The organism is Pseudomonas sp. GW531-T4, assembly GCF_017349615.1.
Taxonomy (GTDB): domain Bacteria; phylum Pseudomonadota; class Gammaproteobacteria; order Pseudomonadales; family Pseudomonadaceae; genus Aquipseudomonas; species Aquipseudomonas chlororaphis_I.
Genome location: NZ_JACMZT010000020.1, coordinates 50,036 through 76,006 on the forward strand (window position 1 = coordinate 50,036; position 25,971 = coordinate 76,006).

Annotated in this window: 25 protein-coding genes; 12 read left to right on the forward strand and 13 right to left on the reverse strand. The window is 63.4% G+C overall.

Annotation, left to right across the window (positions count from 1 at the left end; all coding sequences use genetic code 11):
* Positions 1-251 precede the first annotated feature (251 nt).
* Positions 252-1,532: a serine/threonine transporter gene (locus J4D28_RS17390; RefSeq protein ID WP_009048515.1), complete on the forward strand. Its 1,281-nt coding sequence runs from the start codon at positions 252-254 to the stop codon at positions 1,530-1,532.
* Here J4D28_RS17390 and J4D28_RS17395 read toward each other — a convergent pair.
* The 4 genes from J4D28_RS17395 to acnB form a co-directional block, all read right to left on the reverse strand.
* Positions 1,514-2,173, reverse strand: coding sequence for an acyl-homoserine-lactone synthase (locus tag J4D28_RS17395; protein WP_038631835.1), 660 nt, complete (start codon positions 2,171-2,173; stop codon positions 1,514-1,516). The genes J4D28_RS17390 and J4D28_RS17395 overlap by 19 nt on opposite strands.
* A gap of 30 nt (positions 2,174-2,203) precedes the next feature.
* Positions 2,204-2,929, reverse strand: coding sequence for an autoinducer binding domain-containing protein (locus tag J4D28_RS17400; RefSeq protein WP_016701827.1), 726 nt, complete (start codon positions 2,927-2,929; stop codon positions 2,204-2,206).
* Between the two features lie 340 nt (positions 2,930-3,269).
* Positions 3,270-4,151, reverse strand: a complete 882-nt coding sequence (locus tag J4D28_RS17405; protein WP_009048518.1) for an alpha/beta fold hydrolase — start codon at positions 4,149-4,151, stop codon at positions 3,270-3,272.
* A 358-nt stretch (positions 4,152-4,509) separates the two neighbouring features.
* On the reverse strand, positions 4,510-7,110 hold the full coding sequence (gene acnB / locus J4D28_RS17410; protein WP_009048519.1) for a bifunctional aconitate hydratase 2/2-methylisocitrate dehydratase: 2,601 nt from the start codon (positions 7,108-7,110) through the stop codon (positions 4,510-4,512).
* Positions 7,111-7,620: 510 nt separating this feature from the next.
* Here acnB and J4D28_RS17415 point away from each other — a divergent pair.
* The gene (locus J4D28_RS17415) at positions 7,621-8,091 is read left to right on the forward strand and encodes a DUF1289 domain-containing protein (protein WP_009043436.1); all 471 of its coding nucleotides are present in this window, start codon (positions 7,621-7,623) and stop codon (positions 8,089-8,091) included.
* Positions 8,092-8,191: 100 nt separating this feature from the next.
* Here the strand turns inward: J4D28_RS17415 and J4D28_RS17420 are convergent, their stop codons facing one another.
* Positions 8,192-9,055: a universal stress protein gene (locus J4D28_RS17420; protein WP_009048520.1), complete on the reverse strand. Its 864-nt coding sequence runs from the start codon at positions 9,053-9,055 to the stop codon at positions 8,192-8,194.
* 239 nt (positions 9,056-9,294) lie between these two features.
* Here J4D28_RS17420 and J4D28_RS17425 point away from each other — a divergent pair, with 239 nt between their 5' ends.
* From J4D28_RS17425 to J4D28_RS17435, 3 genes are all read left to right on the forward strand, one after another.
* Complete coding sequence (locus J4D28_RS17425) at positions 9,295-9,900, forward strand: tRNA-(ms[2]io[6]A)-hydroxylase (protein ID WP_009048521.1); 606 nt, start codon at positions 9,295-9,297, stop codon at positions 9,898-9,900.
* A gap of 172 nt (positions 9,901-10,072) precedes the next feature.
* Complete coding sequence (locus J4D28_RS17430) at positions 10,073-10,780, forward strand: winged helix-turn-helix domain-containing protein (RefSeq protein WP_009048522.1); 708 nt, start codon at positions 10,073-10,075, stop codon at positions 10,778-10,780.
* Positions 10,781-12,064, forward strand: coding sequence for an ATP-binding protein (locus tag J4D28_RS17435; protein WP_009048523.1), 1,284 nt, complete (start codon positions 10,781-10,783; stop codon positions 12,062-12,064).
* Positions 12,065-12,230: 166 nt separating this feature from the next.
* Here J4D28_RS17435 and J4D28_RS17440 read toward each other — a convergent pair whose 3' ends face one another.
* The 3 genes from J4D28_RS17440 to J4D28_RS17450 form a co-directional block, all read right to left on the reverse strand.
* Positions 12,231-13,046, reverse strand: a complete 816-nt coding sequence (locus tag J4D28_RS17440) for a MipA/OmpV family protein (RefSeq protein WP_009048524.1) — start codon at positions 13,044-13,046, stop codon at positions 12,231-12,233.
* A 6-nt stretch (positions 13,047-13,052) separates the two neighbouring features.
* Positions 13,053-13,304 carry a hypothetical protein gene (locus J4D28_RS17445; RefSeq protein ID WP_009048525.1) on the reverse strand — a complete coding sequence of 84 codons (252 nt, stop codon included), beginning with the start codon at positions 13,302-13,304 and terminating at the stop codon, positions 13,053-13,055.
* A 104-nt stretch (positions 13,305-13,408) separates the two neighbouring features.
* Positions 13,409-13,894 (reverse strand): GFA family protein, encoded by a 486-nt coding sequence (locus J4D28_RS17450; protein ID WP_009048526.1) that lies wholly within the window; start codon positions 13,892-13,894, stop codon positions 13,409-13,411.
* 147 nt (positions 13,895-14,041) lie between these two features.
* On the opposite strand from J4D28_RS17450, the gene J4D28_RS17455 reads away from it, so the two are divergent.
* Positions 14,042-14,332: a double zinc ribbon domain-containing protein gene (locus J4D28_RS17455; RefSeq protein ID WP_009048527.1), complete on the forward strand. Its 291-nt coding sequence runs from the start codon at positions 14,042-14,044 to the stop codon at positions 14,330-14,332.
* 7 nt (positions 14,333-14,339) lie between these two features.
* On the opposite strand, the gene J4D28_RS17460 is transcribed toward J4D28_RS17455, so the two are convergent.
* Entirely contained in the window at positions 14,340-14,906 is a 567-nt protein-coding gene (locus tag J4D28_RS17460; RefSeq protein WP_009048528.1) for a GNAT family N-acetyltransferase, read from the reverse strand.
* A gap of 132 nt (positions 14,907-15,038) precedes the next feature.
* Positions 15,039-15,926: a LysR family transcriptional regulator gene (locus J4D28_RS17465; RefSeq protein ID WP_103331359.1), complete on the reverse strand. Its 888-nt coding sequence runs from the start codon at positions 15,924-15,926 to the stop codon at positions 15,039-15,041.
* A gap of 136 nt (positions 15,927-16,062) precedes the next feature.
* Here J4D28_RS17465 and J4D28_RS17470 point away from each other — a divergent pair, with 136 nt between their 5' ends.
* The 5 genes from J4D28_RS17470 to J4D28_RS17490 all read left to right on the forward strand — a co-directional run bounded on the left by J4D28_RS17470 (position 16,063) and on the right by J4D28_RS17490 (position 21,709).
* Complete coding sequence (locus J4D28_RS17470) at positions 16,063-16,905, forward strand: MaoC family dehydratase N-terminal domain-containing protein (protein ID WP_009048530.1); 843 nt, start codon at positions 16,063-16,065, stop codon at positions 16,903-16,905.
* 21 nt (positions 16,906-16,926) lie between these two features.
* Entirely contained in the window at positions 16,927-18,090 is a 1,164-nt protein-coding gene (locus tag J4D28_RS17475; protein ID WP_009048531.1) for an acyl-CoA dehydrogenase family protein, read from the forward strand.
* 10 nt (positions 18,091-18,100) lie between these two features.
* Positions 18,101-19,450 carry an MmgE/PrpD family protein gene (locus J4D28_RS17480; protein WP_009048532.1) on the forward strand — a complete coding sequence of 450 codons (1,350 nt, stop codon included), beginning with the start codon at positions 18,101-18,103 and terminating at the stop codon, positions 19,448-19,450.
* A gap of 20 nt (positions 19,451-19,470) precedes the next feature.
* A complete protein-coding gene (locus tag J4D28_RS17485; protein ID WP_009048533.1) occupies positions 19,471-20,676 on the forward strand; it encodes a CaiB/BaiF CoA-transferase family protein in 1,206 nt (401 codons plus the stop codon).
* A gap of 217 nt (positions 20,677-20,893) precedes the next feature.
* Entirely contained in the window at positions 20,894-21,709 is an 816-nt protein-coding gene (locus J4D28_RS17490) for a CoA ester lyase (protein WP_009048534.1), read from the forward strand.
* A gap of 22 nt (positions 21,710-21,731) precedes the next feature.
* Here the strand turns inward: J4D28_RS17490 and J4D28_RS17495 are convergent, their stop codons facing one another.
* From J4D28_RS17495 to J4D28_RS17505, 3 genes are all read right to left on the reverse strand, one after another.
* Positions 21,732-22,388 (reverse strand): DUF2931 family protein, encoded by a 657-nt coding sequence (locus tag J4D28_RS17495; RefSeq protein WP_009048535.1) that lies wholly within the window; start codon positions 22,386-22,388, stop codon positions 21,732-21,734.
* 78 nt (positions 22,389-22,466) lie between these two features.
* Positions 22,467-23,126: a DUF2931 family protein gene (locus tag J4D28_RS17500; protein WP_009048536.1), complete on the reverse strand. Its 660-nt coding sequence runs from the start codon at positions 23,124-23,126 to the stop codon at positions 22,467-22,469.
* A complete protein-coding gene (locus tag J4D28_RS17505; protein WP_009048537.1) occupies positions 23,126-24,700 on the reverse strand; it encodes a DUF2235 domain-containing protein in 1,575 nt (524 codons plus the stop codon). Before J4D28_RS17505 ends, J4D28_RS17500 begins: the two co-directional genes overlap by 1 nt.
* 252 nt (positions 24,701-24,952) lie before the next feature.
* Here J4D28_RS17505 and dctP point away from each other — a divergent pair, with 252 nt between their 5' ends.
* Entirely contained in the window at positions 24,953-25,942 is a 990-nt protein-coding gene (dctP, locus tag J4D28_RS17510) for a C4-dicarboxylate TRAP substrate-binding protein DctP (RefSeq protein ID WP_009048538.1), read from the forward strand.
* Positions 25,943-25,971: the final 29 nt, after the last annotated feature.

Here is a 25,971-nt window from a genome sequence, read left to right on the forward strand (position 1 = left end):
TTACATCCAGCACGAAGGCCAGGCCTGGACCTGAATCCAGCGCTTGCCGCAGATCAATGAAAGGCTGCGCCTGACCCCGCAAAACCGCGCTCCAGACATCTGCACCGGCAAACCGTTCCTCAGCTAAGTCTTTGCTTCTGCCGAGTAATCCCGGACAATCGCGCCCCTGTTTCGGCGAGGGCTCTGTCTGTCGGGTATTCCGACGCGTCCTGGCCGAGTGGCAAATGACCGGAATGTGGAGATCCCACCGGATGAATGATCAGGCCAACAGCGTTGATCAACGCTTTGAAGCGGCAGCCCCAGCGACCCTCGCGAGCTGGAATCGCCAAGACACTACCTGGATGCTGGGCCTGTTCGGCACCGCCATCGGCGCAGGGACCCTGTTCTTGCCGATCAACGCCGGCCTGGGCGGCTTCTGGCCGCTGCTGATCCTGGCGCTGCTGGCGTTCCCGATGACCTTCTTCGCCCACCGTGGCCTGACCCGCTTCGTGCTCTCCGGGCGTGACGGCGCGGACATCACCGAAGTGGTGGAAGAGCATTTCGGGATCAAGGCCGGCGCCCTGATCACCTTGCTGTACTTCTTCGCCATCTTCCCGATCCTGCTGATCTACAGCGTGGCCCTGACCAACACCGTGGGCAGCTTCATGGAGCACCAGTTGCACATCATGCCGCCGCCGCGCGCCGTGCTGTCGCTGGTGCTGATCCTCGGCCTGCTGGCCGTGGTGCGCTGCGGCGAGCAGGTGATCGTCAAGGCCATGAGCCTGATGGTCTACCCGTTCATCGTCGCCTTGCTGTTCCTCGCGGTGTTCCTGGTTCCGCACTGGAACGGCGGCATCCTCAGCACCGCCAGCACCCTGCCTGAACCTTCGGCGTTCCTGCACACCCTGTGGCTGGCGATCCCGGTCATGGTGTTCTCGTTCAACCATTCGCCGATCATCTCGGCCTTTGCCGTGGACCAGAAGCGTCGTTATGGCGCACACGCCGAAGAGCGCAGCTCGCAGATCCTCTCCCGCGCGCACCTGCTGATGGTGGCGATGGTGCTGTTCTTCGTCTTCAGCTGCGTGCTGACCCTGTCGCCGGCCCAACTGGCCGAAGCCAAGGCGCAGAACCTGTCGATCCTGTCGTACCTGGCCAACCACTTCAGCAACCCGACCATCGCTTTCGCCGCGCCGCTGATCGCGTTCGTGGCCATCGCCAAGTCGTTCCTGGGCCATTACATCGGCGCCAGCGAAGGCCTCAAGGGGCTGATCGTGAAAAGCGGCCGCCGCCCGGGCGCCAAGGCCCTGGACCGCATGACCGCGGCCTTCATGCTGGTGGTGTGCTGGATAGTCGCCACGCTCAACCCGAGCATCCTCGGGATGATCGAGACCCTGGGCGGCCCGATCATCGCGGCCATCCTGTTCCTGATGCCGATGTACGCCATCCGCAAGGTGCCGGCCATGGCCCGCTACCGCGGCCAGGCCTCCAACGTGTTCGTCACCCTGGTCGGCCTGGTGGCGATCACCGCGCTGGTCTACTCCCTGAGCGCCTGACCCGCCGGCGGCCCACCGCGTGTTGGCGGTGGGTTGCTGCGCAGAAATGCCTGATTCAGCGAAGCCACGGCCGCTGACTGCGTGTAAAGCGCGGCGCGGCCGTTTTTCTGGTAGGCCGCAAAGTCCAGGGCCAGCAAGTGGTCGCGGTTGACCCGTTGCGGCTGGCCGAGCCGGCTCAGCGCCACGCCATGGCGCAGGAAGTAACGCTCCAGCGCCGGCGTGGTCACCGCCACCACCGAGTTCGCGCCCAGGGTCCAGGCGGTGTGCAGGGTGTGCCAGAACACCCGCATCGGCAGCTTGCCGTTTTCCAGGGCCGAGGCGGCGAAACGCGAGATTTCCCAGGTGTCGTGCTGCCGCGGCAAGGGCCGGTCGCAGAGAAAACCGAACACGTCCGCCAGCAGATAGGGCTGGGTGGTCGGCAGCAAGCGGGCGCAGCCGTGGATCTTTTCCTCGCTGTCCAGCGCCAGGGTGTAGCGGGTGTCGGCATGGTCGAACTGATCGACCTCGTGCCCGCACTCGCGGGTGCAGGCGGGTAGTCGCCAACCCAATTGCTTGATGAAGACCGCATGGCGATAGCGGCCGAGGTCGTCGCGCAGGGTCGGTGAAAGCTGGCTTTCATGCCGTGAAACCACAGTGATCATGGGTCGATATCCTTATCGTCGAATGAAGCATCAGATCAGCCCCAGGACGGCGGCATAGGCGGCGGCCAGGGTCTTGTTGGCCGCGCCGAATTTCTTCTGGATGACCTTGAGGTGGAAGTTCACGGTATTCACCGAGATGCCCAGGATCAGGGCAATCTCCCCGGAACTCTTGCCGTCGGCCGTCCATTGCAGGATTTCCCGCTCGCGCGCGCTCAGCTCCAGCTGTTCGACCTGGCTGCTGGGGTGCCCGAGTTCGCCGAGGCGCGTGGTCGCCAGTTCGATGATGCAGCGCAGGCGCAGGCGGATTTCGCCCAGTTCCACGGCGCTGATCGCCGTGCATTCGCGGGCCACCGACAACACGCTCAGGGCGCTGTCGGGCGTGTGGATGGGCAAGGTGGCGCCCACCCGCAAACCCCATTCCCGGGCCTCGCCCCACAGTACCGAGCCTTTGCCGAACAAGGCGTCGCTCCAGACCACCATTTCCGTGGAGCGCAGGCCGTTGAGGATCGTCGGGTCGATCGCGGCGTAGTTCTGTTGCTGGTAACGCTCTATCCAGGCTTGCGGATAGGAGCCATAGATATCGATTTTCGGGCGGGTGAAGGGGATCGAATGCCTGACTCCGTAAGCGTAGAAATCAAACCCCAGGGACCGGACTTCCCGTTCCAGCAGCGCGAATACCTGTGCGCTCTCCTGTTGCTTGAGCATCTCCATGCGCAGGTCGTTCCACCAGTGCATGAAATCCTGTCGTTTCTCCATGGCGTTTGCCTTGATTCCTTGCACGTCAGGGAATCTAGTCCAGGGCAATACGCTGTCAATATTCATGAAGTTCATAGAAAACCCCGCAACTGCCCTGATCCGGCGTCCTTCATCGGGCCGCCCGGGCGCGGGGCCGGCAATTCGGACGGTGGCACTCTGCAAGGGGGCTCATGGCCAAGGCTGGCCTGCGTCAATATGTCGCGCTTTGGCCGTGTGCCGTAAAGGCGCTGGCCAGGCCGATAAGGGCAAAAGACGTCCCCGGCAAAACCGCTGGCGATCATGCACATAACTCTTTTCCTTGAGTGTTCTGGCTGTTTCCGGCCAGGGGGATGGGGCAGTTTCAGGCAGAGCGCAGGCGGGTCATGGGTTCCACAGCGGTGGCCGGCTCGCGGGCGCTGGGCAGCAACTGGGCGAGCAGGGCGCGATGTACGCCGTCGGCGGCGGTTCTCGATTCCAGGTCGAGAAAGTGCCCGCTGCCCTCGACCACCGCGAAGCTGCAATCGCGCACATAACGGCGGAACTGCCGGGCGTCCTGCGCCGGGGTGTATTCGTCCCACGCGCCATTGATGAAATGCACATGGCTGTCGATCGCTGCCAGGCGCTGGACGAAGGTGCCCTGGTTGAGCCTGAGCGCCTGTTCGATATGAAAGCGCACCTGGTGCCGCTCGGCGTCCACCAGGGTGGCCATGTGCAACTGGTTGGCGGCCTTCAGGCGCGGTGGCAGGTGCTTGCCCAGGGTGTCGTTGAGCAGGTGGCCGATCCCGCCGCTGTCCTGCCGCTCCAGCAAGGCCTGGGCGCTGCTTATGTAATCGAGCATCGGCGGGTTGAGGAGGGGGGTGAAGGACATCACCACCGAGCTTTCCACGGTGCCCGGGTTGTGGGTCAGGGCCAGCAGGGTCGACAGGCCGCCCCAGGAGGTGGACACCACGTGGTTGACCTTGAAACGCTCGATCAGCGCCAGCAGGATCGCCACTTCGTCGTCCTTGGTCACCAGGCGCTGGTCCGGGTTGTGTGGCCGCGAGTTGCCGGAGAACGGCAGGTCGAACATCACCACATTGAAATGTTCGGCCAGGCAGCGGCTGGTGCGGGCGAAGGCGGTGGTGGTGGCCATGGCACCGTTGACCAGCAACACCGTCTTGCGTTGCGGGTCGCTGCCCAATTGTTCGACATGCACACAGTAGTCGTTGAACGCTTTCTCGATCACACAATGGTTACGCCACATAGCACACCTCCATTTGTTGCTTTTGACGGGGCGAAAGAGTCCGCGGCAGCTGAGATCCAGCTGTCGTGCGCGGGATGTTTTTATAGTCGTGTGAGCGCTTTGAGCGATCGGCGCGGGTTGACAGCTGTCATCCCAAGGCCGTGGCAAGCGGGCAGCGTTCGACGTTCGGGCGAGCGTCGGGTGCCGTTGGCAGTGGCGTGATTTTTAGCAAGGGCGGGGAGGGCTAACAACTACCAGATCTGGTAGGCAAAGACGCCTGGCGTTCTGCTGCCAGAGCGACTAGCGAGTCGATCGCCGGGATAAAAAAAACGCCGCGTATCGTCGTGGGATACGCGGCGTTCTTCATTGCCTTGCAGCGTTAGGCTTGAACCACCGGAATCTTGGCGTTCGCAGCAGCCTCACGGAACTCGGCGATCTGGTCGAAGCTCAGGTAGCGGTACACGTCCGCTGCCATGCTGTCGATCTTGCCGGCGTATTCCATGTATTCCTCGACGGTCGGCAGGCGACCCAGGATGGACGCAACGGACGCCAGCTCGGCCGAAGCCAGGTAGACGTTCGCGCCGTCACCCAGACGGTTCGGGAAGTTACGGGTCGAAGTCGAAACCACGGTGGAGTTCGGCTCTACACGTGCCTGGTTACCCATGCACAGCGAGCAGCCCGGCATTTCCATGCGCGCGCCAGCCTTGCCGTAGATGCCGTAGTAGCCTTCTTCGGTCAGCTGGTGAGCGTCCATCTTGGTCGGCGGCGACAGCCACAGGCGGGTTGGCAGCTGGCCCTTGACCTGATCCAGCAGTTTGCCGGCAGCGCGGAAGTGACCGATGTTGGTCATGCAGGAACCAATGAACACTTCGTCGATCTTCTCGCCAGCCACGCTGGAGAGCAGGCGAGCGTCGTCCGGGTCGTTCGGCGCGCAGAGCACAGGCTCCTTGACGTCGGCCAGGTCGATCTCGATGACTTCGGCGTATTCGGCGTCCTTGTCGGCTTCCAGCAGCTCAGGGTTGGCCAGCCAGGCTTCCATGGCCTGGGCGCGACGTTCCAGGGTACGGGCATCGCCGTAGCCTTCGCCGATCATCCAGCGCAGCAGGGTGATGTTCGACTGCAGGTATTCGGCGATCGACTCTTTGGACAGCTTGATGGTGCAACCGGCAGCCGAACGTTCGGCCGAGGCGTCGGACAGTTCGAAGGCTTGCTCGACGGTCAGGGTTTCCAGACCTTCGATCTCCAGGATGCGGCCGGAGAAGGCGTTCTTCTTGCCTTTCTTCTCGACGGTCAGCAGGCCTTTCTGGATCGCGTAGTAAGGGATGGCGTGGACCAGGTCACGCAGGGTGACGCCAGGCTGCAGCTTGCCCTTGAAGCGGACCAGGATCGATTCCGGCATGTCCAGCGGCATGACGCCAGTGGCGGCGGCGAAGGCCACCAGGCCGGAACCGGCCGGGAACGAGATGCCGATCGGGAAACGGGTGTGGGAGTCGCCACCGGTGCCGACGGTGTCCGGCAGCAGCATGCGGTTCAGCCAGCTGTGGATGATGCCGTCGCCCGGACGCAGGGACACGCCGCCACGGGTCATGATGAAGTCAGGCAGGGTGTGGTGGGTGGTGACGTCGATCGGCTTCGGATAGGCCGCGGTGTGGCAGAACGACTGCATCACCAGGTCGGTGGAGAAGCCCAGGCAAGCCAGGTCCTTCAGTTCGTCACGGGTCATCGGGCCAGTGGTGTCCTGGGAGCCGACGGTGGTCATCTTCGGTTCGCAGTAGGTGCCCGGACGCACGCCTTTGACGCCGCACGCCTTGCCGACCATTTTCTGCGCCAGGGTGAAGCCCTTGGTGCTTTCGGCCGGAGCTTCCGGCTTCTTGAACAGGTCCGAAGGTGGCAGGCCCAGTTCGGTGCGCGCCTTCTCGGTCAGGCCACGGCCGATGATCAGCGGGATACGGCCGCCGGCACGGACTTCGTCGAGCAGGACCGGGGTCTTCATTTCGAAGGTGGCCAGGACTTCGTCGCTGTTGTGCTTGGTGACTTTACCGGCGTGCGGGTACAGGTCGATCACGTCGCCCATGTTCATCTTCGACACATCGAATTCGATCGGCAGGGCGCCGGCGTCTTCCATGGTGTTGTAGAAGATCGGTGCGATCTTGCTGCCGAAGCAGAAGCCGCCCGCGCGCTTGTTCGGCACGTAAGGAACGTCGTCGCCGAAGAACCACAGTACGGAGTTGGTTGCCGATTTACGGGACGAACCGGTACCGACCACGTCGCCGACGTAGGCGATCGGGAAGCCGTCGTTGCGCATCTGCTCGATCTGTTTCATCGGGCCGATGGCGCCTTGCTGGTCCGGAACGATGCCGTCACGGGCCATTTTCAGCATGGCCAGGGCGTGCAGCGGGATGTCAGGACGGGACCAGGCGTCCGGGGCAGGGGACAGGTCGTCGGTGTTGGTTTCGCCAGTCACCTTGAACACGCGCAGGCTGATCTTGTCGGCCAGTACCGGGCGGTTCTTGAACCACTCGCCGTCGGCCCAGGATTGCAGTACGGCTTGGGCGTGAACGTTGCCGTTCTTGGCTTTTTCCGCGACGTCGTGGAAGGCATCGAACATCAACAGGGTGTGCTTGAGCTGTGCGGCCGCGACCGGCGCCAGCTCGGCGTCGTCCAGCAGCTCGACCAGGGTCACGATGTTGTAGCCGCCCTGCATGGTGCCCAGCAGTTCAACGGCGCGCTTCTTGTCCAGCAGAGGGGATTTGGCTTCGCCTTTGGCCAGCGCGGAGAGGAAACCGGCCTTTACATAGGCGGCTTCGTCGACTCCTGGCGGAACGCGATTGGTGATCAGGTCAACGAGGAAGGCTTCTTCGCCAGCGGGGGGATTCTTCAGCAGCTCGACCAGGCCTGCAGTTTGTTCGGCGTTTAGCGGCTGGGGAACGATACCCAGGGCTGCACGCTCTTCGATATGTTTGCGGTAGGCTTCAAGCACAGTATTACCCTCATCAGTGGTCCCAAATGGGTGTCCGGGACGCTCATCCCGAAATTGCCGTACTCATGCGCTGCGTGACGTTTTGGGTCGCTTAGCCAGAATTACCGACAATTCCTTACAGAAGCTGCTTTCAAAGTTTTACGCCTGCAGAACGGGAGCTGATGAGGGTTGGCGCTGGGCTTTCCCCGCTGGAAAGACCCATCGCCAACACCGCTCTGAAGGAACGACTGTGCTCGTGACGCTTTGAAAACAGCTTCTAACGGACATTGGCGCCTAAAAAGGCTGGCTGATTCTACGGCAAAAAAAAATTAAAGGTAAGACAGGGTCTATTGGACTTTGGTGGCGAGTCGCGTTGCTGGGCCAACGTGCGCGAGGCAAGGCGCGGGATGCCGTCGCGGCCGCCACCAAAGTCCAATAGACCCTCAGCCCCTGAAGTTTGAGGGGTGATCAATGTTAGACAAAGGGCTAACATGCGGGCCTGTTTCGCTTTTTTCCGCCAATTGCCTACTTATGCCCAATCAGACGATCAAGACCCCCTGCGTCGGCCTCTGCTCCACTGTCTACGGTGACCTGGTGTGCCGTGGCTGCAAGCGTTTCCACCATGAAGTGATCCACTGGAACGGCTACAACGAGGAAGAAAAGCACGCGGTGTGGCTGCGTCTCGAGCAATTGCTGGTGCAGGTGATGGCGGCCAAGCTGGAAGTCTTCGATCCCCAGCGGCTGCGCGAGCAACTGGAGCAGCGCAAGATCCGCTTCGTGCCGCACCAGTCGGAATATTGCTGGGCCTATCAGCTGATCGCCCGCGGGGCGCGGGTGATCAACCAGCTGGAGGCCTACGGGATGGTGTTGCTGCCGGAGTTTCGCGACTGGGAACTGCCGGAGTTGCGTGATGCCATCGATCGGGAGTTTTTCCTCCTGTCGGAAGCCCATTACCAGCGGTATATCGCCCCGGGGTTTCTCAAGGACGCCTTTGGCGCCTGACCGCTAAAAAAGCATCGCGAGCAAGCTCGCTCCTACAAGGTATGTGCAACCTGTAGGAGCGAGCTTGCTCGCGATGGCGTTCTATCAGTAAACCTATCACTCAATGCTTGCTGGCCACCTCTTCCAGGTGGTCCATGATCACCTCCGGCTTGAGCACCAGCACGTCGCTTTCCAGGGCATCGAGCACCACTTCCGCGGTGTTGCCGATCAGCGCCCCGGAAATCCCGGTGCGCGCCACGGTGCCAATGATGGTCAGCGCCGCCTGCAATTCATGGGCGGTGTGCGGGATCAGCACGTCCGCCGGGCCTTCTTCTATATGCAGGTGGGTATCGTCGATGTCGAATTCGGCCTGGAACGCCTTGCACTGCTCGCGGTAGCGCGCCTCGATGGTTTCCTTGAGCTGGAACACCGGGTCGGACGCCGACAGCATCGGCGACGGATGGGCGCTGATCACATGCAGCTGCGCCTTGGCCAGGCTGGCGATGTCGAAACCATGGTCGACGATGGTGGCATGCAGGGTGCGATGCTCGCCGTCGACATTGCCGACGTCGATGGCCGCCAGGATCACGCCGCCGGTCCAGGGCTTGGCGGTTTTCACCAGCAGCACCGGGCTTGGGCAGTAGCGCAGCAGTTTCCAGTCGGCGGGGGTGAGCAGGGCCTTTTTCAGCGGGTTGTCGGCAAAGTGCTGCTTGATCACCAGGCCACAGCCTTCGGCCTGCTGCACGTCGATGATGGTGCCGTGCAGGCTGTCGTTCCAGGCCTGCTCGGTGGTCACGCTGTAGCCCTCGCTCAGCAGGCTGCTCTTGAGCACGCTCAACAGCGCCGAATGCTCATGTTTCTTGTCGCACACCAGCAGGTGCAGATGGGCCTGGGTCACCCCGGCGATCAGCTTGGCGCGCTTGAGCGCAAGGCTTTCGGAATGCTCGGGCTCGATGACCACCAGGATGCTGCGGATGGCTTGCATGGTCGGGATCTCCAGAGAGGGATGAAGGCTACGTTGCACAACTATAGTTGCTGCGCGTCGCCGTGGCTGTTGACGCACATCAAGCGCCGCGGCTGGTGGTCTGCGACGCGGCCGGTATAATCGGCGCCCTTCGCCGTGAACCCTTATGCCGTGAGCCCCATGTTATCTATCCCTGAAGTCGCCACCGTCCTGCCTTGCGAGCACCTTATCTTCAAGGCTGCCCAAAAGGACGGACGGCCATGAACCTGCCACAAATCCATGAGTTCCTCGGCTGCCGCACGCCGGATGCCTGGGTCCAGGCGGCCCTGGCGGATCAGGAAACCCTGCTGATCGACCACAAGAACTGCGAATTCAAGGCGGCCAGCACGGCCCTGAGCCTGATCGCCAAGTACCACTCCCATGTCGACCTGATCAACATGATGTCGCGCCTGGCCCGGGAAGAACTGGTGCACCACGAACAGGTCATGCGCCTGATGAAGCGGCGCAAGATCGAACTGCGCCAGCTGTCGGCCGGGCGTTATGCCTCGGGCCTGCGCAAGGTGGTGCGCAGCCACGAACCGGTGAAGCTGGTGGACACCCTGGTGGTCGGCGCCTTTATCGAGGCCCGAAGCTGCGAGCGTTTCGAGGCGCTGGTGCCGCACCTGGACGAAGAACTGGGCAAGTTCTACTTCGGCCTGCTGAAAAGCGAGGCCCGGCACTTCCAGGGTTACCTGAAGCTGGCCTATCAGTACGGCGACGCCAAGGACATCGCCCAGGTGATCGAGAAGGTGCGCGCCGCCGAGCGTGAGCTGATCGAGTCGCCGGACGTCGAGTTCCGTTTCCACAGCGGCGTGCCTGCTCTGTAGAACGGCCGACGCCGGTATAAAACTACGGGCAAATTGTAAAAAACTCTTAAAAGCATGAAACATCATTGAAAACCGGCCATCTGGGCCGGTTTTTGCTGTCTGCCCTGGTCTCAGATTTATCCGATGCCGCCTATAATGCGCGCCCCAATTGTGCGCACTCAGACTGGTATTTATGGATAACCCGGGTCTTGGCAAAGTATTGCTGGTGGAAGATGACGAGAAGCTCGCCGGGCTGATCGCGCACTTCCTGTCCCAACACGGTTTCGAGGTCCTGACGGTACATCGTGGCGATGTGGCGCTGGCGGCCTTTCTCGAGTTCAAGCCGAAAATCGTCGTCCTCGACCTGATGCTGCCGGGCCAGAGCGGCCTGCACGTGTGCCGGGAGATCCGCAACGTGGCGGACACGCCCATCGTCATCCTCACCGCCAAGGAAGACGACCTGGACCATATCCTGGGCCTGGAGTCCGGCGCCGACGACTACGTGATCAAGCCGATCAAGCCGGCGGTGCTGCTGGCCCGCCTGCGCGCCCTGCAACGGCGCCAGTTGCCGGAGCCGACGGTGCGCGGCGCGCTGGAATTCGGCCGCCTGACCCTCGACCGCAGCTGCCGCGAAGTGCGCCTGGCCGGCGAGCCGATCGAGCTGACCACCATGGAGTTCGAGCTGCTATGGCTGCTGGCCAGTTCGGCGGGCAAGATCCTCTCCCGCGACGACATCCTCAACCGCATGCGCGGCATCGCCTTCGACGGCCTCAACCGCAGCGTCGATGTCTACATCAGCAAGCTGCGCGGCAAACTCCAGGACAACCCTCGCGAGCCGGTGTGCATCAAGACCATCTGGGGTAAGGGCTATCTGTTCAATCCGTTCGCGTGGGAGCTCTAGATGCTGCGGCTGTTTCTGGGTTTGTACATTGTCCTGGCCATAGGTTTTGCCGGGGCGATCACCGCGGTCGATCACATCTTCACGGCCATCCTCGAAGACCCGCTGGAAGCCTACAACCGCGATGCGGTGCGCGGGCCGGCCTATAGCCTGGTGGAACAGTTGCGGCCGTTCGACAGCGCCGAGCGCGAACGGCAATTGCAGGCGTTGCAGCCGCATTACGGCTTGCAGTTGCGCCTGGTGAACGCCGACGCGCTGGGCCTGAGCGCCCGTGAACAAGCCTTGCTGGCCTCCAACCAGTTGGTGGTGCGGCAAGCGTTCACCGAGTTTATCGCCAGCATCGACCAGGGCCCGCAATTGCTCAGCATCAAGTTGCCGGAAGAGCCCTCGCTGACCCGCTTCTATACCACCGCGGCCTATTTTCTCCTCGCTACGCTGGTGGGCATCGTCCTGTATTTCTGGGTGCGCCCGCACTGGCGCGATCTGGAGCAACTGCGGCTGGCGGCCGAACGGTTCGGCGACAACGACCTGAGTACGCGCCTGCACCTGTCGCGGCGCTCGAATATTCGCGAGCTGGCCGAGCACTTCAACCGCATGGCCAGCCGCATCGAAGGCCTGATCGCCAATCAGCGCGAGCTGACCAACGCGGTGTCCCATGAGCTGCGCACGCCCATCGCCCGCCTGTCGTTCGAACTCGACCAGCTCAAGCAGTCCGATCCGAAACACAACCGCGAGCTGATCGCCGACATGTACGCCGACCTCGGCGAGCTGGAGGAAATGGTCTCCGAGCTGCTGACCTATGCCAGCCTGGAACACGGCGCCACGGTGATCAACCGCGAGACTATCCAGGCCCACAGCTGGCTCGACAGCGTGGTCGGCAGTGTCGCCCTGGAGGCGGAAGCGGCGGGGGTACAGATCCTGATCCGCACCTGCGAGGTCGAGTGCATCAGCATCGAGCCGCGGTTCATGGCGCGGGCGGTGATCAACCTGCTGCGCAACGCCATTCGCTACGCCGAGCGGCGCGTCGAGGTGTCCCTGGTGCGGGTCGGGCAGGGTTATGAAGTCCAGGTCAATGACGACGGCCCGGGCGTGCCGGTGGAGGGGCGCAAGAAAATCTTCGAGCCGTTCTCCCGGCTCGACGCCAGCCGCGACCGCCGCACCGGCGGCTTCGGCCTTGGCCTGGCGCTGGTGCGGCGGGTGTCGCAGTCCCACGGCGGCCAGGTCGAGGTGACGGATTCGCAGTGGGGCGGCGCGTCGTTTCGCATGACCTGGGCGCAGGTCGAATAACCCGGAACACCTGATGGTCCGTGTCGCACCGATCGCGGGCAAGTCGGATCGCCGCCCGCTCGCTCCTACAGAATGGCGTGCTTCTGTAGGAGCGAGGCTTGCCCGCGATGAACGATAACGTGCTGTACCTGATGTTCCGCGATAGCGTCAGAACGACCAACGCCGCTTAGAATCTGTACTCCAGCGTGGTCGCCAACGACGTCTGCAGCCGCCGCTCGACAATCGGGCTGTCCGCCGCCTCCCGCCCCAGGTACTGCAGCGCCAGTACCGTCGACACGTTCATCTGTTCACTGACCGGCACTGTCCAGGTCAGGTCGCCGCCCCGGCTGAGAAAACCGCCCTTGGGCCGATAGGCTGCAAAACGGGTCTTGCCAGCCTGGGCCGTGCTGACGCCATACCAGGTGCGCAGGTAGTCGCCGTCGCCGAACTGGCTGTTGAGGCTGCCTTCGAGGCGGCCGTAGCGGCCTTCATACAGCGTGCTGCCAATGCTCAGTTGCAGGTGGTTGTAGGCCGAGCCGGTGTCCGGGTCGTCATTCTTCTTCAGCGCATGCTGCAGCGTGGCCCCGAGCTCCACGGCGCCCAGGGTGTAGCCCAGGTGGGCGCCGAACTGCGCGCGGGACTTGATCGAGCCCATGCCGGCCAGATGGTCCGAACCCTTGTAGCCGCTCTTGCGGTCCTTGCGTGCTTCGCTGGGGCCGACCCAGGTGCTGAACGCCAGGTCGCCCCATTCATGGCCCCAGCCAAGGCCCTGTTCGGTATTGAGGAACACCCCGTAGGGGCTGACGATTGCGCCGCCCAGGATCGGCGCGACTGTGCGTTCGTCGCTGCCGCTGTAGCGCGGCAGGCTGGCGGCGCCGGCTTGTAGTTGGTATTGCCAGTCCGCGGCGTAGAGCGGACCGCTGGACGTCAGCAGGCACAGCGAAGCCAGAGGCAGCGCAGCAAGGGACAGGCACAAGGTTTTCGGACGGATCGAGGTCTTCATCGGCGGCTAGAAACTCAGCAGGGTGTGGGAATGGTCGTTGGGGGTGGAATAGGAGCTGCCCAGGCCATCGCGCGGTCGCTGGGCGACCTTGCGCGCCGGGACGACAGGAGCCGGTTCGGCACGCAGGGCGGTCTCGGGTGGCGTGGCGATTTCAGGCGGCGGTTCGACGCTGGACGTCGGGGCCGTGGGCGGCGTGCCCTGGCAGCTGAGGCCGCCGAGCAGTACACCGATGAAGAGCGTGAAGAACCGACCGTACATGACGCACCCGTGGGGAAATGGATGCGCTCATGCTAGGGACGCGGGCGCGGGCAATCTTTGGCAGCTTTGTCGGAAAACTGTCAAAGACTGTGAATGCCCGGCGCTTAGCGTTGCAGGTCCAGGCGCTCATGCCACTGAGCGATGGATTCCTCGGGGTAATGGGCGAATTGCAGGTCGTGGGGATGCCAGTCGATCTCCACCCAGGGCGCCCTGGAGTCGAGCATCAGGTGGGTGTGTTCCGGCGGTATCGGCAACGGTGTGTCGATGGCCGAGGCAAAGGGATGGATCAGTTCCGGCCACTGCGGGCTGAACAGCCACAACCCGGAGCCGCAGCGGCTGCAGAAATGCCGTTCGGCGCTGCTGCGCCGGGCGCGTTTGCCGGGTTCCCTGAGCAGCGCGTGGTAGATCGAGATGTGCTGGCGGCCGCGGACTTTCAGGCTGGCGGCATCGCCGCCGAGGTTGATCGCATACCCACCGCCGCCCTGGGTCTTGCGGCAGATCGAGCAGTAGCAGCGTTGATAAGGGTAGGGGTGGGCGCTGTTCAGGCTGAAGTGGACAGCGCCGCAATGGCAGGAACCTTCGAGTTGCATGACGACCTCCGACGATCCATGGGTTATGACCGTCAGCCTAGCCGCTGTCGGCTGGAGCGTTCGCCATGGGCGCTGATCGGCGCCGGGTTGACCCTGTAGCTACTTCAGGCTTTTTACTGTCGACTCTCTTTATCAGGAGTGGTCGACATGAGCTTTCTCGAACGTTTGCTGGGCGGCCATCGGGGCCGTGGGCATGGCGGTTATCAGGGTGGGCACCACAGTAATGGGCATGGCAGCGGGCATGGCCAGCGCGCAGGTGGCGCAGTGCCGCCTGCGGGCGGCCCGCTGTGTCCGGACTGCGGGGCGAACAATGCGGCCAGGGCGCGGTTTTGCCAGCAATGCGGGACTTCGTTGCAGCCCGCCGCGTGCCGCCAGTGCGGCAGCACGCTGGCCGCCGGTGCGCGGTTTTGTGCGCAGTGTGGCGGGGCGGCGGGCTGAGGCTGGCTTACAGCGCCAGGTGGTAGCGGACCTGGGTCGCATCGTCCGGGTCGATGGCGCGACTGAAACCCAGGGTCGCCGCCAGTTCGCGCATGCGGTGGTTGGCCGGGCAATCCAGGGAGTACATCTGCTTGAAGCCCTGGTCCTTGGCCCGGGCGATCAGATGGCGCATGAGCAAGGCGTCCAGGCCCTGGTGCTGCCACTCGTCGGCCACGGTCACGGCAAATTCACAGGTGTCCGCATCCGCGCCGATGGTGGCGTAGCGGCTGATGCCGATTTCCCGCAGCGAGCCGTTGTCGTGGACCAGCGCCACGTAAGCCACGCGCTCGCTGCCGTCGACGTCCATCAGCTGGCTGAGCAGGGCCTCGCCGACTTCCTTGACTTCACCCAGGAACCGGTGGTGCCGGGTGGTTGGCGAGAGGTTCTCGATAAAGGCCTTTTCCCGGTCGCGGTCTTCGGCGCGCAACGGGCGGATCAGCACCGGGCTGCCGTCGTTGAGGGCGTCTATCCAGTGTTCGCCTTTCTGTTGAGCGAAGGCGGCCAGGGCAGGCGTATGGATGGCGGTGCTGGTCATGGGCAAGTCTCCGTGAAGGTGCAGAGGATTGCCTGAACATTCACACCTGTCAGGCGCCAGGCCCTTGATTCAGGTCAACGCGCCGCGGTGTCGCGGAGGGTTTTGCGCCAGGAGGCAGGTTGGCCGCGACCATCAGGCCTCGGGCATCAAGGTGGCGATCAGCGCCCGCACGCTGCCGGGCAGGGCCTCCAGTTCGCGGACGATGATGCTGCGCTCGCGCATGGCCCAGGCCTCGTCGAGTTTCACCGTCACCAACTGCATGGTGCGGCTGTGCCGGATGGCGGCCGATTCGGGAATGATGCCGATACCGACGCCGGCCTCGACCATGCGGCACACCGCTTCGAAGCTCGACACCTGGATCCGCAGCGACAGCTGCTTGCCGGTGCGCTCCACGTGTTCGCGCAAAAAACTCAGCAAGGTGCTGCCTTCGTGCAGGCCGATGTGCTGGTAGGCCAGGGTCTGCTCCAGGGTCACCGCCGGCTGCTTCGCCAGCGGGTGGTCGACCGGCAGGATCAGCACCAGGTGGTCGGTGCTGAAATGCAGGACCTGCAGGCCGCTGGCTTCCACCGGGCCGGCGATGATGCCCATGTCGGCGGTGCCGTCGAGCACGCCACGCACGATGTCCCGGGACAGGCGCTCCTGCAGGTCCACCGTGACCCCCGGGCGTTTCGACAGAAAGCCAGCGAGGATTTCCGGGAGGAATTCGGTGACCGCCGTGGTGTTGGCGAAGATGCGCATATGCCCGGTGGAGTCGCCGCCGTATTGGGTGAACTCGCTTTTCAGGTAGTCCACCTGGCGCATGATCAGCCGCGCATGCTGTAACAGGCGCTCGCCCGCCGGAGTGACTTCGACGCCGCGGCTGTCGCGGTACAGCAGGCGGGTCTCGAGCTGGCTTTCCAGGGCCTTGATCCGCGCGCTGGCCGCCGCCGGCGAGAGAAAGGCGCGCTTGGCGCCCTGGGTCAGGCTCGGCGATTCGGCGATATGGATAAACAGGCGCAGGTCGGCCAGATCGAAATGCATGGGCGGCTCCTGGGAGGGAAGAGGGGCAAAGCGGCGTTCAGCATAACCGAACGCCGGTTTATTGAAATGCAAATTCTCAGAACGCACAGCGGCTTGCATGATCGGGCGCACCACCACTGCAACAGGACCCGACCCGATGAGCGTGACCGACCCCAGCGCCTGGATAGGCCGAAGCCAGCAAGCCCGAGACCTGCTCAGCGACAACCTGCTCAAACGCATCGCCGCGACCTTCGGCGAACCCGCGCCGGCCCATGGCGAGGCCTTGCCGCCGCTGTGGCAATGGTGCTTTTTCCAGGAGCCGTTGGCCGAAAGCGCCCTGGGCGGCGACGGCCATCCGGCCCGTGGCGGCTTCCTGCCGCCGGCAGCCAATCGCAACCGCATGTGGGCCGGTGGCCGCCTGGAGTTCTTCGAGCCGTTGCGCGCCGGTTTCGCCGCCGACTGTGTGTCGACCATCAGCCATGTCGAGGAAAAGACCGGGCGCACCGGCGCGCTGCTGTTCGTCACGGTGCGCCATGAGTATTCCCAGGACGGTCGCCTGGCGATTCGCGAGGAACAGGACATTGTCTACCGCGAGCCGAGCCCGCCCAAGCAGGGCAGCGGTGAGCCACTGATCCAGGGCGACTGGCGTGAAGCCGTCGAGCCCAGCCCGACCCTGCTGTTCCGCTACAGCGCGGTGACCTTCAACGGCCATCGCATCCATTACGACTTTCCCTACGTCACCGAGACCGAAGGGTATCCGGGGCTGGTGGTGCACGGCCCGCTGATCGCCACCCTCAGCCTGCGGGCGTTCTGCCGCGCCCATCCCGGGGCCCGGTTGCGGCGCTTCGCTTATCGCGGCCTGCGGCCGTTGATCGCGCCGCAGCCGTTCGAGGTCGGCGGGCGCATCGTCCGCCCCGGCGTCGCCGAACTCTGGGCTGGCAACGACGCCGGCCTGGCCCAGCGCGGCGAAGTGTTGTTCGACCCGATCCCACAACAATAACCACAGGCGGAGAGCCGTTCGATGAACCCCAGCAGCAATGAAGAATTGAATGCCATCCGTGAAGGCGTGCGGGCGTTGTGCGCCGAGTTCGATGCCGCCTACTGGCGCCGGATCGATGAAGAAAAAGGCTTTCCGGAAAGCTTCGTCAAGGCCCTGACCGACGCCGGCTGGCTGGCGGCGATGATCCCGGCCGAATACGGCGGCTCCGGCCTGGGCCTGGCCGAAGCCTCGGTAATCCTCGAGGAGGTGAACCGCTGCGGCGGCAACTCCGGCACCGTGCACGGGCAGATGTACAACATGTTCACCCTGCTGCGGCACGGCAGCGAAGCGCAGAAGCGCTTCTACCTGCCGAAACTCGCCAGCGGCGAACTGCGCCTGCAATCGATGGGCGTCACCGAGCCCACCACCGGCACCGACACCACCAAGATCAAGACCACCGCGATCAAGCGTGGCGACAAGTACGTGATCAATGGGCAGAAGGTGTGGATCTCGCGCATCCAGCATTCCGACCTGATGATCCTGCTGGCGCGCACCACGCCGCTGGCCGAGGTCAAGAAGAAGTCCGAGGGCATGTCGATCTTCCTGGTCGACCTGCGCGAAGCCATCGGCCACGGCCTGACCGTGCAGCCGATCGCCAACATGGTCAACCACGAGACCAACGAGCTGTTCTTCGACAATCTGGAAATCCCCGCCGACAGCCTGATCGGTGAGGAAGGCAAGGGTTTCCGCTACATCCTCGACGGCCTCAACGCCGAGCGCACCCTGATTGCCGCCGAGTGCATCGGCGACGGCCGCTGGTTTATCGAGAAGGCCAGCCAGTACGCCCGCGACCGCGTGGTGTTCGGCCGGCCGATCGGGCAGAACCAGGGCGTGCAGTTCCCTATCGCCGAAGCCCATGTCGAGATCGAGGCCGCCGACCTGATGCGCTGGCGCGCCTGTGAGGAATACGACAGCGGCGGCAACGCCGGGGCCAGCGCCAACATGGCCAAGTACCTGGCGGCCAAGGCCTCCTGGGAGGCGGCCAACGCCTGCCTGCAGACCCACGGCGGTTTCGGTTTCGCCTGCGAATACGACGTCGAGCGCAAGTTCCGCGAGACCCGCCTGTACCAGGTGGCGCCGATCTCCACCAACCTGATCCTGTCCTACGTCGCCGAGCACCTGCTCGAACTGCCGCGCAGCTTCTGAGGAACCGAGCATGAGCCATACCCAAGCCTTGGCCGGGTTCCTTGCCGGCCTGAGTTACCCGCAGCTGCCCGACAGCGTGCTGGCGCGCACTGAAGAGCTGTTCCTCGACTGGCTCGGTTCCGCCCTGGCCAGCCAGGGCGCGCATCCGATTCCGTTGTTCGAGCGTTACGCCCGGCATATGGGCCCGGCCGATGGCCCGGCGCGGATCCTGGTCAACGGTCGCGGCAGCTCGGCCTATTTCGCTGCCCTGGTGAACGCCGCGTCTTCCCATCTGGTGGAGCAGGACGACCTGCACAACAGCTCGGTGTTGCACCCGGCCACCGTGGTATTCCCGGCGGCCCTGGCGGCGGCCCAGGACCTGGGCAAGTCCGGCCAGGATCTGCTGCTGGCGGCGGTGGCCGGCTACGAGGCGGGGATCCGTATCGGCGAGTTCATGGGCCGTTCCCATTACCGGATCTTCCACACCACGGCCACCGTCGGCACCCTCGCCGCGGCGGTGGCGGTGGGCAAGCTGATGGACTTCGACCAGGCGCAATTCATCAACCTGCTGGGCAGTGCCGGGACCCAGGCTGCCGGGCTCTGGGAGTTTTTGCGCGACGCCGCGGATTCCAAGCAGCTGCACACGGCCAAGGCCGCGGCCGACGGGCTGCTCGCCGCCTACCTGACCCGCGACGGGCTGACCGGCGCGCGCAATATTCTCGAAGGCGAGCAGGGCATGGCCGCGGGCATGTCCTGGGATGCCGAGCCGAGCAGGCTGTCCGATCGGCTCGGTTCGCGTTGGGCCTTGCTGGAGACCTCGTTCAAGTTCCACGCCTCCTGCCGCCATACCCATCCGGCCGCCGATGCCTTGCTGGCGCTGATGCAGCGCGAAGGCCTGAGCCATGGGCAGATCGCCCGGGTGGAAACCCGCGTGCACCAGGGCGCCATCGATGTGCTGGGGCGGGTGAGCGTGCCGCAGACCGTGCACCAGGCCAAGTTCTCCATGGGCACCGTGCTCGGCCTGATCGCCGTGCATGGCAAGGCCGGGCTGCCGGAGTTCCATGAGCTGGCGCTGAACGATCCGGCGGTGGCGGCGTTTCGCGACAAGGTGTCGATGGTCCTCGACCCCGAGGTCGACCGCGCTTACCCGCAACGCTGGCTTGGCCGGGTAGTGGTCAGCACCGACGACGGTCGTACCTTGCACGGCGCCATCGACGAGCCCAAGGGCGATCCGGGCAATGGCCTGTCGCGGGCGGAGCTGGAAGACAAGTTCCAGCGCCTGCTGCGCTTCTCCGGCGCACGCACGGCGGAGCAGGGCGCGGCCCTGATCCGCCAGGTATGGAACCTGCGCGACACCGCGCGACTGAACGAACTGCTCTGAGCCCGCCCCGAGGACGCTTTATGACACTCAATACAACACAACCCCGGCCGCTGGACGGCATCACCGTGGTCAGCCTGGAACACGCCATCGCCGCACCGTTCTGCACCCGCCAACTGGCCGACCTGGGCGCCCGGGTGATCAAGGTCGAGCGCCCCGGCAGCGGCGATTTTGCCCGCGGCTACGACGAGCGCGTGCGCGGCCTGGCCTCGCATTTCGTCTGGACCAACCGCTCCAAGGAAAGCCTGACCCTGGACCTCAAGCAGGACGCCGCCGGCGACATTCTGCAAAGCCTGCTGGCCCAGGCCGACGTGCTGGTGCAGAACCTCGCGCCGGGCGCGGCGGCGCGCATGGGCCTGTCGTTCGAGGCGCTGCATCAGCGTTTTCCGCGGCTGATCGTCTGCGACATTTCCGGTTATGGCGAGGGCGGCCCCTATGAGAAGAAAAAGGCCTATGACCTGCTGATCCAGAGCGAGGGCGGGTTCCTGTCGGTGACCGGCGGCCCGGGCGAGGAGCAACTGGCCAAGGCCGGCTGCTCGATCGCCGACATCGCTGCCGGCATGTACGCCTACAGCGGCATTCTTTCGGCGCTGTTGCTGCGCGGCAGGACCGGGCAGGGCAGCCGCATCGACGTGAGCATGCTGGAAAGCCTGGTGGAATGGATGGGCTACCCGATGTACTACGCCTTCGACGGCGCGCCGCCACCGCCCCGGGCCGGCGCGGCGCACTCGACCATCTACCCCTACGGGCCGTTTCCGGCGGGGGACGGCGGCACCGTGATGCTCGGTTTGCAGAACGAGCGCGAATGGGCGGCGTTCTGCGACAAGGTGCTGTTGTTGCCGGAGCTGGCCGGCGACGAGCGCTTCTCGGCCAACTTCAAGCGCTCGGCCAATCGCGAGGCGCTGCGCCAGATCATTGTCGACAGCTTCGCCCGGCTGACGGTGGAGGCGGTGATCGAGCGGCTGGAGCAGGCGCAGATCGCCAGTGCCCGGGTCAACGATATGCAGGGCGTGTGGCAGCACCCGCAACTCAAGGCCCGCGACGGCTGGCGCGAGGTGGACAGCCCGGCCGGCAAGCTGCCGTCGCTGCTGCCGCCGGCGCGCAACGCCGCGTTCGAGCCGCGCATGGACGGCGTCCCGGCGCTGGGCCAGCACAGCGGCGCGATCCTCGCCGAACTGGGCCTGTCCACCGAGGCCATCGAACAGCTGCAGGCCAATGGTGTGATCTGAGATCTGCAGGCTTGCACGGCTTCTGTAGGAGCAGCCGGTCGACGCTCGATTGCTGGCGATGGGGCCCTTGGGGGTTGCATCGATCTTGCGGGCCTCATCGCGGGCAAGTCGGATCGCCGCCCGCTCGCTCCTACAGAAGAGGAAATCTGTCGTGGCCTGGTGTCCGGGGCGCGATAACACGGTCTGTGGACCTGGTATTTATTACAAGGAATTCAACATGCCCAACCCTATTGTCCGTTCTGCCTTGTTCGTGCCGGGCAGCCGTCCCGAGCGTTTCGGCAAGGCCCTGGCCAGCGGCGCCGATGCGGTGATCGTCGATTTCGAGGACGCCGTGGAAGAGCCGCTCAAGCGCCAGGCCCGGGACAACCTCGAGCAGTTCCTCAGCAGCCAGCCCCAGGTCAGGCTGTGGGTACGGATCAATGCCCCGGAACATGCCGAGCATGCCGCCGACCTGGCGTTCTGCAAGCGTCACGCCGGGGTCGTCGGCATCCTGCTGCCCAAGGTCGAAAGTGCCGCCCAGGTGGCGACCGTGGCGGCTACTGGCAAGCAGATCTGGCCGATCATCGAAAGCGCGTGCGGGCTACTGGCCCTGGCGGAAATCGCCCGGGCTCCTGCGGTGCAGCGCCTGTCTTTCGGCGGCCTGGACCTAGCGCTGGACCTCAACCTCAGCAGCGGTTCGGCGGCGGCGCAGTTCGCCCTGGACCAGGCGCGGCTGGCGCTGATCCTGCATTCGCGCGCCGCCGGGTTGGTCGCGCCGCTGGATGGCGTGCACCCGGCCATCGACGATCCGCAAGGTCTGCGCCACTCCATCCGCCACGCCTACGAAATGGGTTTCGGCGGCGCCTTGTGCATCCACCCGAAACAGGTGCCGGTGATCCACCAGGCCCTGGCCCCCAGCGCCGAGGACCTGGCCTGGGCGCAACGGGTGGTGGACGCCGGCCGCCACGGCGCTGGCGCCTACCAGATCGACGGCCAGATGGTCGATGCGCCGGTATTGCTGCGAGCGCAGCGACTGCTGGCGCTGAACCCGTGACAGCCGCAACCTGGTCGGCGCGTTACCAACTGCCATAGGGAATGCCATATTTCTCTATGTAGCGTTTGGAGCTCTCGGACAGGGGGTAATAGTGCCCGTTTGATTTGCCCAGGTGCGGTCCCAGCGGTTCAATCTCAGCTTGCGCACGGGCGACTTTGACCGTGTTGCGGCATTCATCTCTGACCCAGACTTGTACGATGCCACCGGGGGCCAGGCCTAAATAGACCGATGCCATATAGCGAGCAGTTTGATGCGGAGTTTCCGGGCAGCGTCGGTTGGTCGAGGTAGTCATGATTTTCCGGGCCTCTTCTGGAATATCCACCCATGCCCGATAGGCCTGTGGCTCTACGACCGATTGCCAGCGTACGAAAATGCGCTTGGGCAAGTCAGCGCCAACCACTGACTTAGCGCTACCTCCACCCCCACCACCCCATCCTCTGGCCCACTCTTTGTTGTAACCCATATCTCCACCCGCAGCGGAACCGCCGCCAGTACGACGGAATAGCTTGCCGTTGATATCTTCAACGGCGCTGTCTTCAACCCAAACTTTCATATAGAACGGCTCGATGAAGCCAAGCTCCCACCAAGGATCTTTGGGGTCGTTTTTTCCGGATAGGGGGTCGCTGGCCTGACAGCCAGTCAACAGCAGTGCGCCCAGCAGGGCGATGAATACTCTCATTACCAAAGCGTCCAGCCAGGCGCATGAGAGGACAGGGCTTATTAGCAAAGCGCTCTTCATATACAGAAGGGAAGTTGCTTACCAACTGTCATAGGGAATTCCGTATTTCTCTATATAGCGTTTGGACTTCTCGCTGACCTTATAGGCGTAACGCCCATTGTTTTTTCCTTGGTCCGGTCCTAATGGCTCAACTTCTGCTTGGGCCCGGGCTACTTTGACAGGGTGACGGCATTCATCCCTTACCCACACCTGAACGATGCCGCCAGGGGCCAGGCCTAAATAGACTGATGCCATATAGCGGGCAGTCTGATGCGGAGTCTCCGGGCAGCGTCGGTTAGTCGAGGTCCACATGATTTTTCGGGCTTCTTCCGGGATATCGACCCAGGCGCGATAAGTCTGTGGCTCTACGATGGATTGCCAGCGGACATAAATTCGCTTGGGAAGGTCTGCGCCAACTACCGATTTACCGTTGCCTCCAACTCCACCACTCCATCCTCTGGCCCACTCTTTGTCGTAACCCATGTCGCCACCCGCAGCGGAGCCGCCACCGGTACGAGTGAATAGTTTGCCGTTGACGTCCTCAACGGCGCTGTCCTCGACCCAGACCTTCATGTAGTACGGCTCGACGAAGCCAAGCTCCCACCAGGGATCTTTGGGGTCGTTTTTTCCGGATAGGGGGTCGCTGGCCTGACAGCCAGTCAACAGCAGTGCGCCCAGCAGGGCGATGAATACTCTCATTACCAAAGCGTCCAGTCAGGTACGTGAGGATGTTGCACCCGCACGGCATCTGCCGTGGGGGCGTTGATATAAACGACTTTAAGGCTGCCGCCATCCTGTTTGCCAAGCGGGTGGTTCCAGTGGGCCGAGAGATGGATATAACGCAGCTTGAGCATGGTCTCCTCGGCTGGAGTCGTACTGTAGTCACCAGCGATAAACCTGTCACAAAGCTTTTGAAGCTCCAATGGAATCGCATACTCGGTTGTTTCTGGGATGTCCTCGAACTGCACACCGTTCTCCTTGGCCAGTTCATACATGACACGTAGATACACCTTCGCCAGCTTGTTGCTCATAGGCCTCTTGAGCTGTACACCGACATACACCCGATTTTGTCGTAAGCCGAGGCGGTCCTGTGAATCCTGAGGTAGCAACATCGGTTCTGGTGTGACGATCTCCAGCCATTGTGCGGGCCAGCCCTTGGCCAACCAGCGTTTTCTTGTCTGGGCCGCTTCCCGGTAAATCGAGGTCTGGGTCACGTCAGTATTGATTGGCACTTCCAGCGCTTGCATCGGACTGACCAGGACACACTCCTGCACCTCATCCAGATAACCGCCGCCGACATCCGAGTGTGCGCCGGGCAGGGTGATTTCCATGTGGTCGGGTTTGACCCGGCTCAGGGCAAAGTTGGCGCGGTACTCGTCGCGGGCGACCAGTTGCACCACTGAGCGAAAGTATCGACGGTCGAGGTGCAGTTTGATTCCTGGGGTAATGGCGCTGCGCACGTTACCCAGATTACTCACGCCGGCAACCGACGGTACTGTGTCGAACAGGCCGATAAAACCCATGTCGACATCGTGGCCGTACTGTCGATTGAAGTTAGGGCTGAAGGCTTTGGACTGGTCGTGCAGAATCAGCTCGAGTGGCCCGAGCCAGCGCACGACTTCATTGGCGAAATGTCGGGCTGCTGCGGCGCCCCGGCTAAAGCCGAAGGCATCGAAGGTCAGCGAAGTGATTTCACTTTCGGGATTATCTTCGTGGACTTCACGGATACGTTCCTCGATCGCACGAAATGCTTTCCGCACGCATCCTGAGATTCCTGTGTCGCCACGCCCTGTACCCGAGGTGATCAGGCTGTCTTTTTCACCTGCCTGTGTGCCGATCCCATCGATGTAGATTGAGCGAAAGGCTAGATTTTGTATTTCTCCACCTTCGACTTTCCGGTTGGAATAGTACAAATCACTCAACCGCTTAACATTACTCACATCATTCCCATAACTGCTCTCCGGATCCCTCATATACGGCTTGCAACTGCCATCGATATCCCTGGCTTCGATAGGATTCTGCGCCCCGCAAATCTGGCCCATGGCCGAGTTGCTGGCGTTATTCCCGGTACCGTCGAAGAACACTCCGATACGTAGCGCCACCTGGGCTTTTGCCGGTGGTGGCGCAGGTTCCTTGGCGTATTTCTCGTACTGGGCCCAGAGCTGCTCGCCGTAGCTGGGTTGTTCGGTCTCGGCGGAGCGTTCAGCAGAGTGCTGGTTGGGGTTGGCGGGCCGAAGAAGGCTGGGCATTGGCCCGGGTCCGTTGCTGGCCATGGGTGGTCCTGGTTCAGGCGAAAGGGGCGCTGGAAACCGTACCGGGAATGGCGGGCGATGGATTTAGGAGGAATCTGCAAGAGGCTGGGCAGGTGCTGATTCCGGCGTAGGGGAAATGGAATTTCAGAGGGGGATTGCCGAGCGCGCGCGGCGTTCGGCTGAGGCGAACGCGGGTATCAAAAATTCAAAATTCTCAATACGCGCGCCCTTAGGCACTCTGCGATCAACCACAACAATAAGAAGGTGAAGTCCATGTTCAAGCTCTCCCGGGCGTTGTTCTGTGCCGCCGCATTGCTGGGCGCCGGTCTCGCGCAGGCTGCCGACCCTATCGTGATCAAGTTCGCCCACGTGGTGGCGGAAAACACCCCCAAGGGCCAGGGCGCCCTGTTGTTCAAGAAGCTGGCCGAGGAGCGCCTGCCGGGCCGGGTCAAGGTCGAGGTGTACCCGAACTCCTCGCTGTTCGGCGACGGCAAGGAAATGGAGGCGCTGCTGCTGGGCGACGTGCAGTTGCTCGCGCCATCCCTGGCCAAGTTCGAGCAGTACACCAAGAAGATCCAGATCTACGACCTGCCATTCCTCTTCGACAACCTCGCCGCCGTCGACCGTTTCCAGCACGCCGAGGGCAAGCAACTGCTGACCGCCATGCAGGACAAGGGCATCCTCGGCCTGGCCTATTGGCACAACGGCCTCAAGCAGCTGTCGGCCAACAAGAAACTGGTGGAACCCAAGGACGCCCGCGGCCTGAAGTTCCGTGTGCAGGCCTCCAGCGTGCTGGAGGAGCAGTTCAAGGCGGTGCGCGCCAACCCGCGCAAGATGAGCTTCGCCGAGGTCTACCAGGGCCTGCAGACCGGCGTGGTCAATGGCACCGAGAACACCTGGTCGAACTATGAAAGCCAGAAGGTCCACGAGGTGCAGAAGTACTTCACCGAGACCGACCACGGCCTGATCGACTACATGGTGATCACCAACGCCAAGTTCTGGACCGGCCTGCCGCCGGATGTGCGCGGCGAGCTGGAAAAAATCATGGCCGAGGTCTCGGTGGAGGTGAACAAGCAGGCCGAAGCCCTGAACCAGACCTCCCGGCAGAAGATCATCGATGCCAAGACCAGCGAAATCGTCGCCCTGACCCCCGAGCAGCGTAACGAGTGGCGCGAAGCCATGCGCCCGGTGTGGAAGAAATTCGAGGGCGATATCGGCGCCGACCTGATCCAGGCCGCCGAAGCCGCCAACCAGGCGCAATAACGCCCTGCATCCCGGCCGCTGCGCTCGCA

What these genes read in the sequence shown, in the direction of transcription:
- J4D28_RS17390 (WP_009048515.1), top strand. Translation starts at nt 252, where the DNA reads ATGAATGATCAGGCCAACAGCGTTGATCAACGCTTTGAAGCGGCAGCC.
- J4D28_RS17395 (WP_038631835.1), bottom strand. Translation starts at nt 2,173, where the DNA reads ATGATCACTGTGGTTTCACGGCATGAAAGCCAGCTTTCACCGACCCTG.
- J4D28_RS17400 (WP_016701827.1), bottom strand. Translation starts at nt 2,929, where the DNA reads ATGGAGAAACGACAGGATTTCATGCACTGGTGGAACGACCTGCGCATG.
- J4D28_RS17405 (WP_009048518.1), bottom strand. Translation starts at nt 4,151, where the DNA reads ATGTGGCGTAACCATTGTGTGATCGAGAAAGCGTTCAACGACTACTGT.
- J4D28_RS17415 (WP_009043436.1), top strand. Translation starts at nt 7,621, where the DNA reads ATGCCCAATCAGACGATCAAGACCCCCTGCGTCGGCCTCTGCTCCACT.
- J4D28_RS17420 (WP_009048520.1), bottom strand. Translation starts at nt 9,055, where the DNA reads ATGCAAGCCATCCGCAGCATCCTGGTGGTCATCGAGCCCGAGCATTCC.
- J4D28_RS17425 (WP_009048521.1), top strand. Translation starts at nt 9,295, where the DNA reads ATGAACCTGCCACAAATCCATGAGTTCCTCGGCTGCCGCACGCCGGAT.
- J4D28_RS17430 (WP_009048522.1), top strand. Translation starts at nt 10,073, where the DNA reads ATGGATAACCCGGGTCTTGGCAAAGTATTGCTGGTGGAAGATGACGAG.
- J4D28_RS17435 (WP_009048523.1), top strand. Translation starts at nt 10,781, where the DNA reads ATGCTGCGGCTGTTTCTGGGTTTGTACATTGTCCTGGCCATAGGTTTT.
- J4D28_RS17440 (WP_009048524.1), bottom strand. Translation starts at nt 13,046, where the DNA reads ATGAAGACCTCGATCCGTCCGAAAACCTTGTGCCTGTCCCTTGCTGCG.
- J4D28_RS17445 (WP_009048525.1), bottom strand. Translation starts at nt 13,304, where the DNA reads ATGTACGGTCGGTTCTTCACGCTCTTCATCGGTGTACTGCTCGGCGGC.
- J4D28_RS17450 (WP_009048526.1), bottom strand. Translation starts at nt 13,894, where the DNA reads ATGCAACTCGAAGGTTCCTGCCATTGCGGCGCTGTCCACTTCAGCCTG.
- J4D28_RS17455 (WP_009048527.1), top strand. Translation starts at nt 14,042, where the DNA reads ATGAGCTTTCTCGAACGTTTGCTGGGCGGCCATCGGGGCCGTGGGCAT.
- J4D28_RS17460 (WP_009048528.1), bottom strand. Translation starts at nt 14,906, where the DNA reads ATGACCAGCACCGCCATCCATACGCCTGCCCTGGCCGCCTTCGCTCAA.
- J4D28_RS17465 (WP_103331359.1), bottom strand. Translation starts at nt 15,926, where the DNA reads ATGCATTTCGATCTGGCCGACCTGCGCCTGTTTATCCATATCGCCGAA.
- J4D28_RS17470 (WP_009048530.1), top strand. Translation starts at nt 16,063, where the DNA reads ATGAGCGTGACCGACCCCAGCGCCTGGATAGGCCGAAGCCAGCAAGCC.
- J4D28_RS17475 (WP_009048531.1), top strand. Translation starts at nt 16,927, where the DNA reads ATGAACCCCAGCAGCAATGAAGAATTGAATGCCATCCGTGAAGGCGTG.
- J4D28_RS17480 (WP_009048532.1), top strand. Translation starts at nt 18,101, where the DNA reads ATGAGCCATACCCAAGCCTTGGCCGGGTTCCTTGCCGGCCTGAGTTAC.
- J4D28_RS17485 (WP_009048533.1), top strand. Translation starts at nt 19,471, where the DNA reads ATGACACTCAATACAACACAACCCCGGCCGCTGGACGGCATCACCGTG.
- J4D28_RS17490 (WP_009048534.1), top strand. Translation starts at nt 20,894, where the DNA reads ATGCCCAACCCTATTGTCCGTTCTGCCTTGTTCGTGCCGGGCAGCCGT.
- J4D28_RS17495 (WP_009048535.1), bottom strand. Translation starts at nt 22,388, where the DNA reads ATGAGAGTATTCATCGCCCTGCTGGGCGCACTGCTGTTGACTGGCTGT.
- J4D28_RS17500 (WP_009048536.1), bottom strand. Translation starts at nt 23,126, where the DNA reads ATGAGAGTATTCATCGCCCTGCTGGGCGCACTGCTGTTGACTGGCTGT.
- J4D28_RS17505 (WP_009048537.1), bottom strand. Translation starts at nt 24,700, where the DNA reads ATGGCCAGCAACGGACCCGGGCCAATGCCCAGCCTTCTTCGGCCCGCC.
- dctP (WP_009048538.1), top strand. Translation starts at nt 24,953, where the DNA reads ATGTTCAAGCTCTCCCGGGCGTTGTTCTGTGCCGCCGCATTGCTGGGC.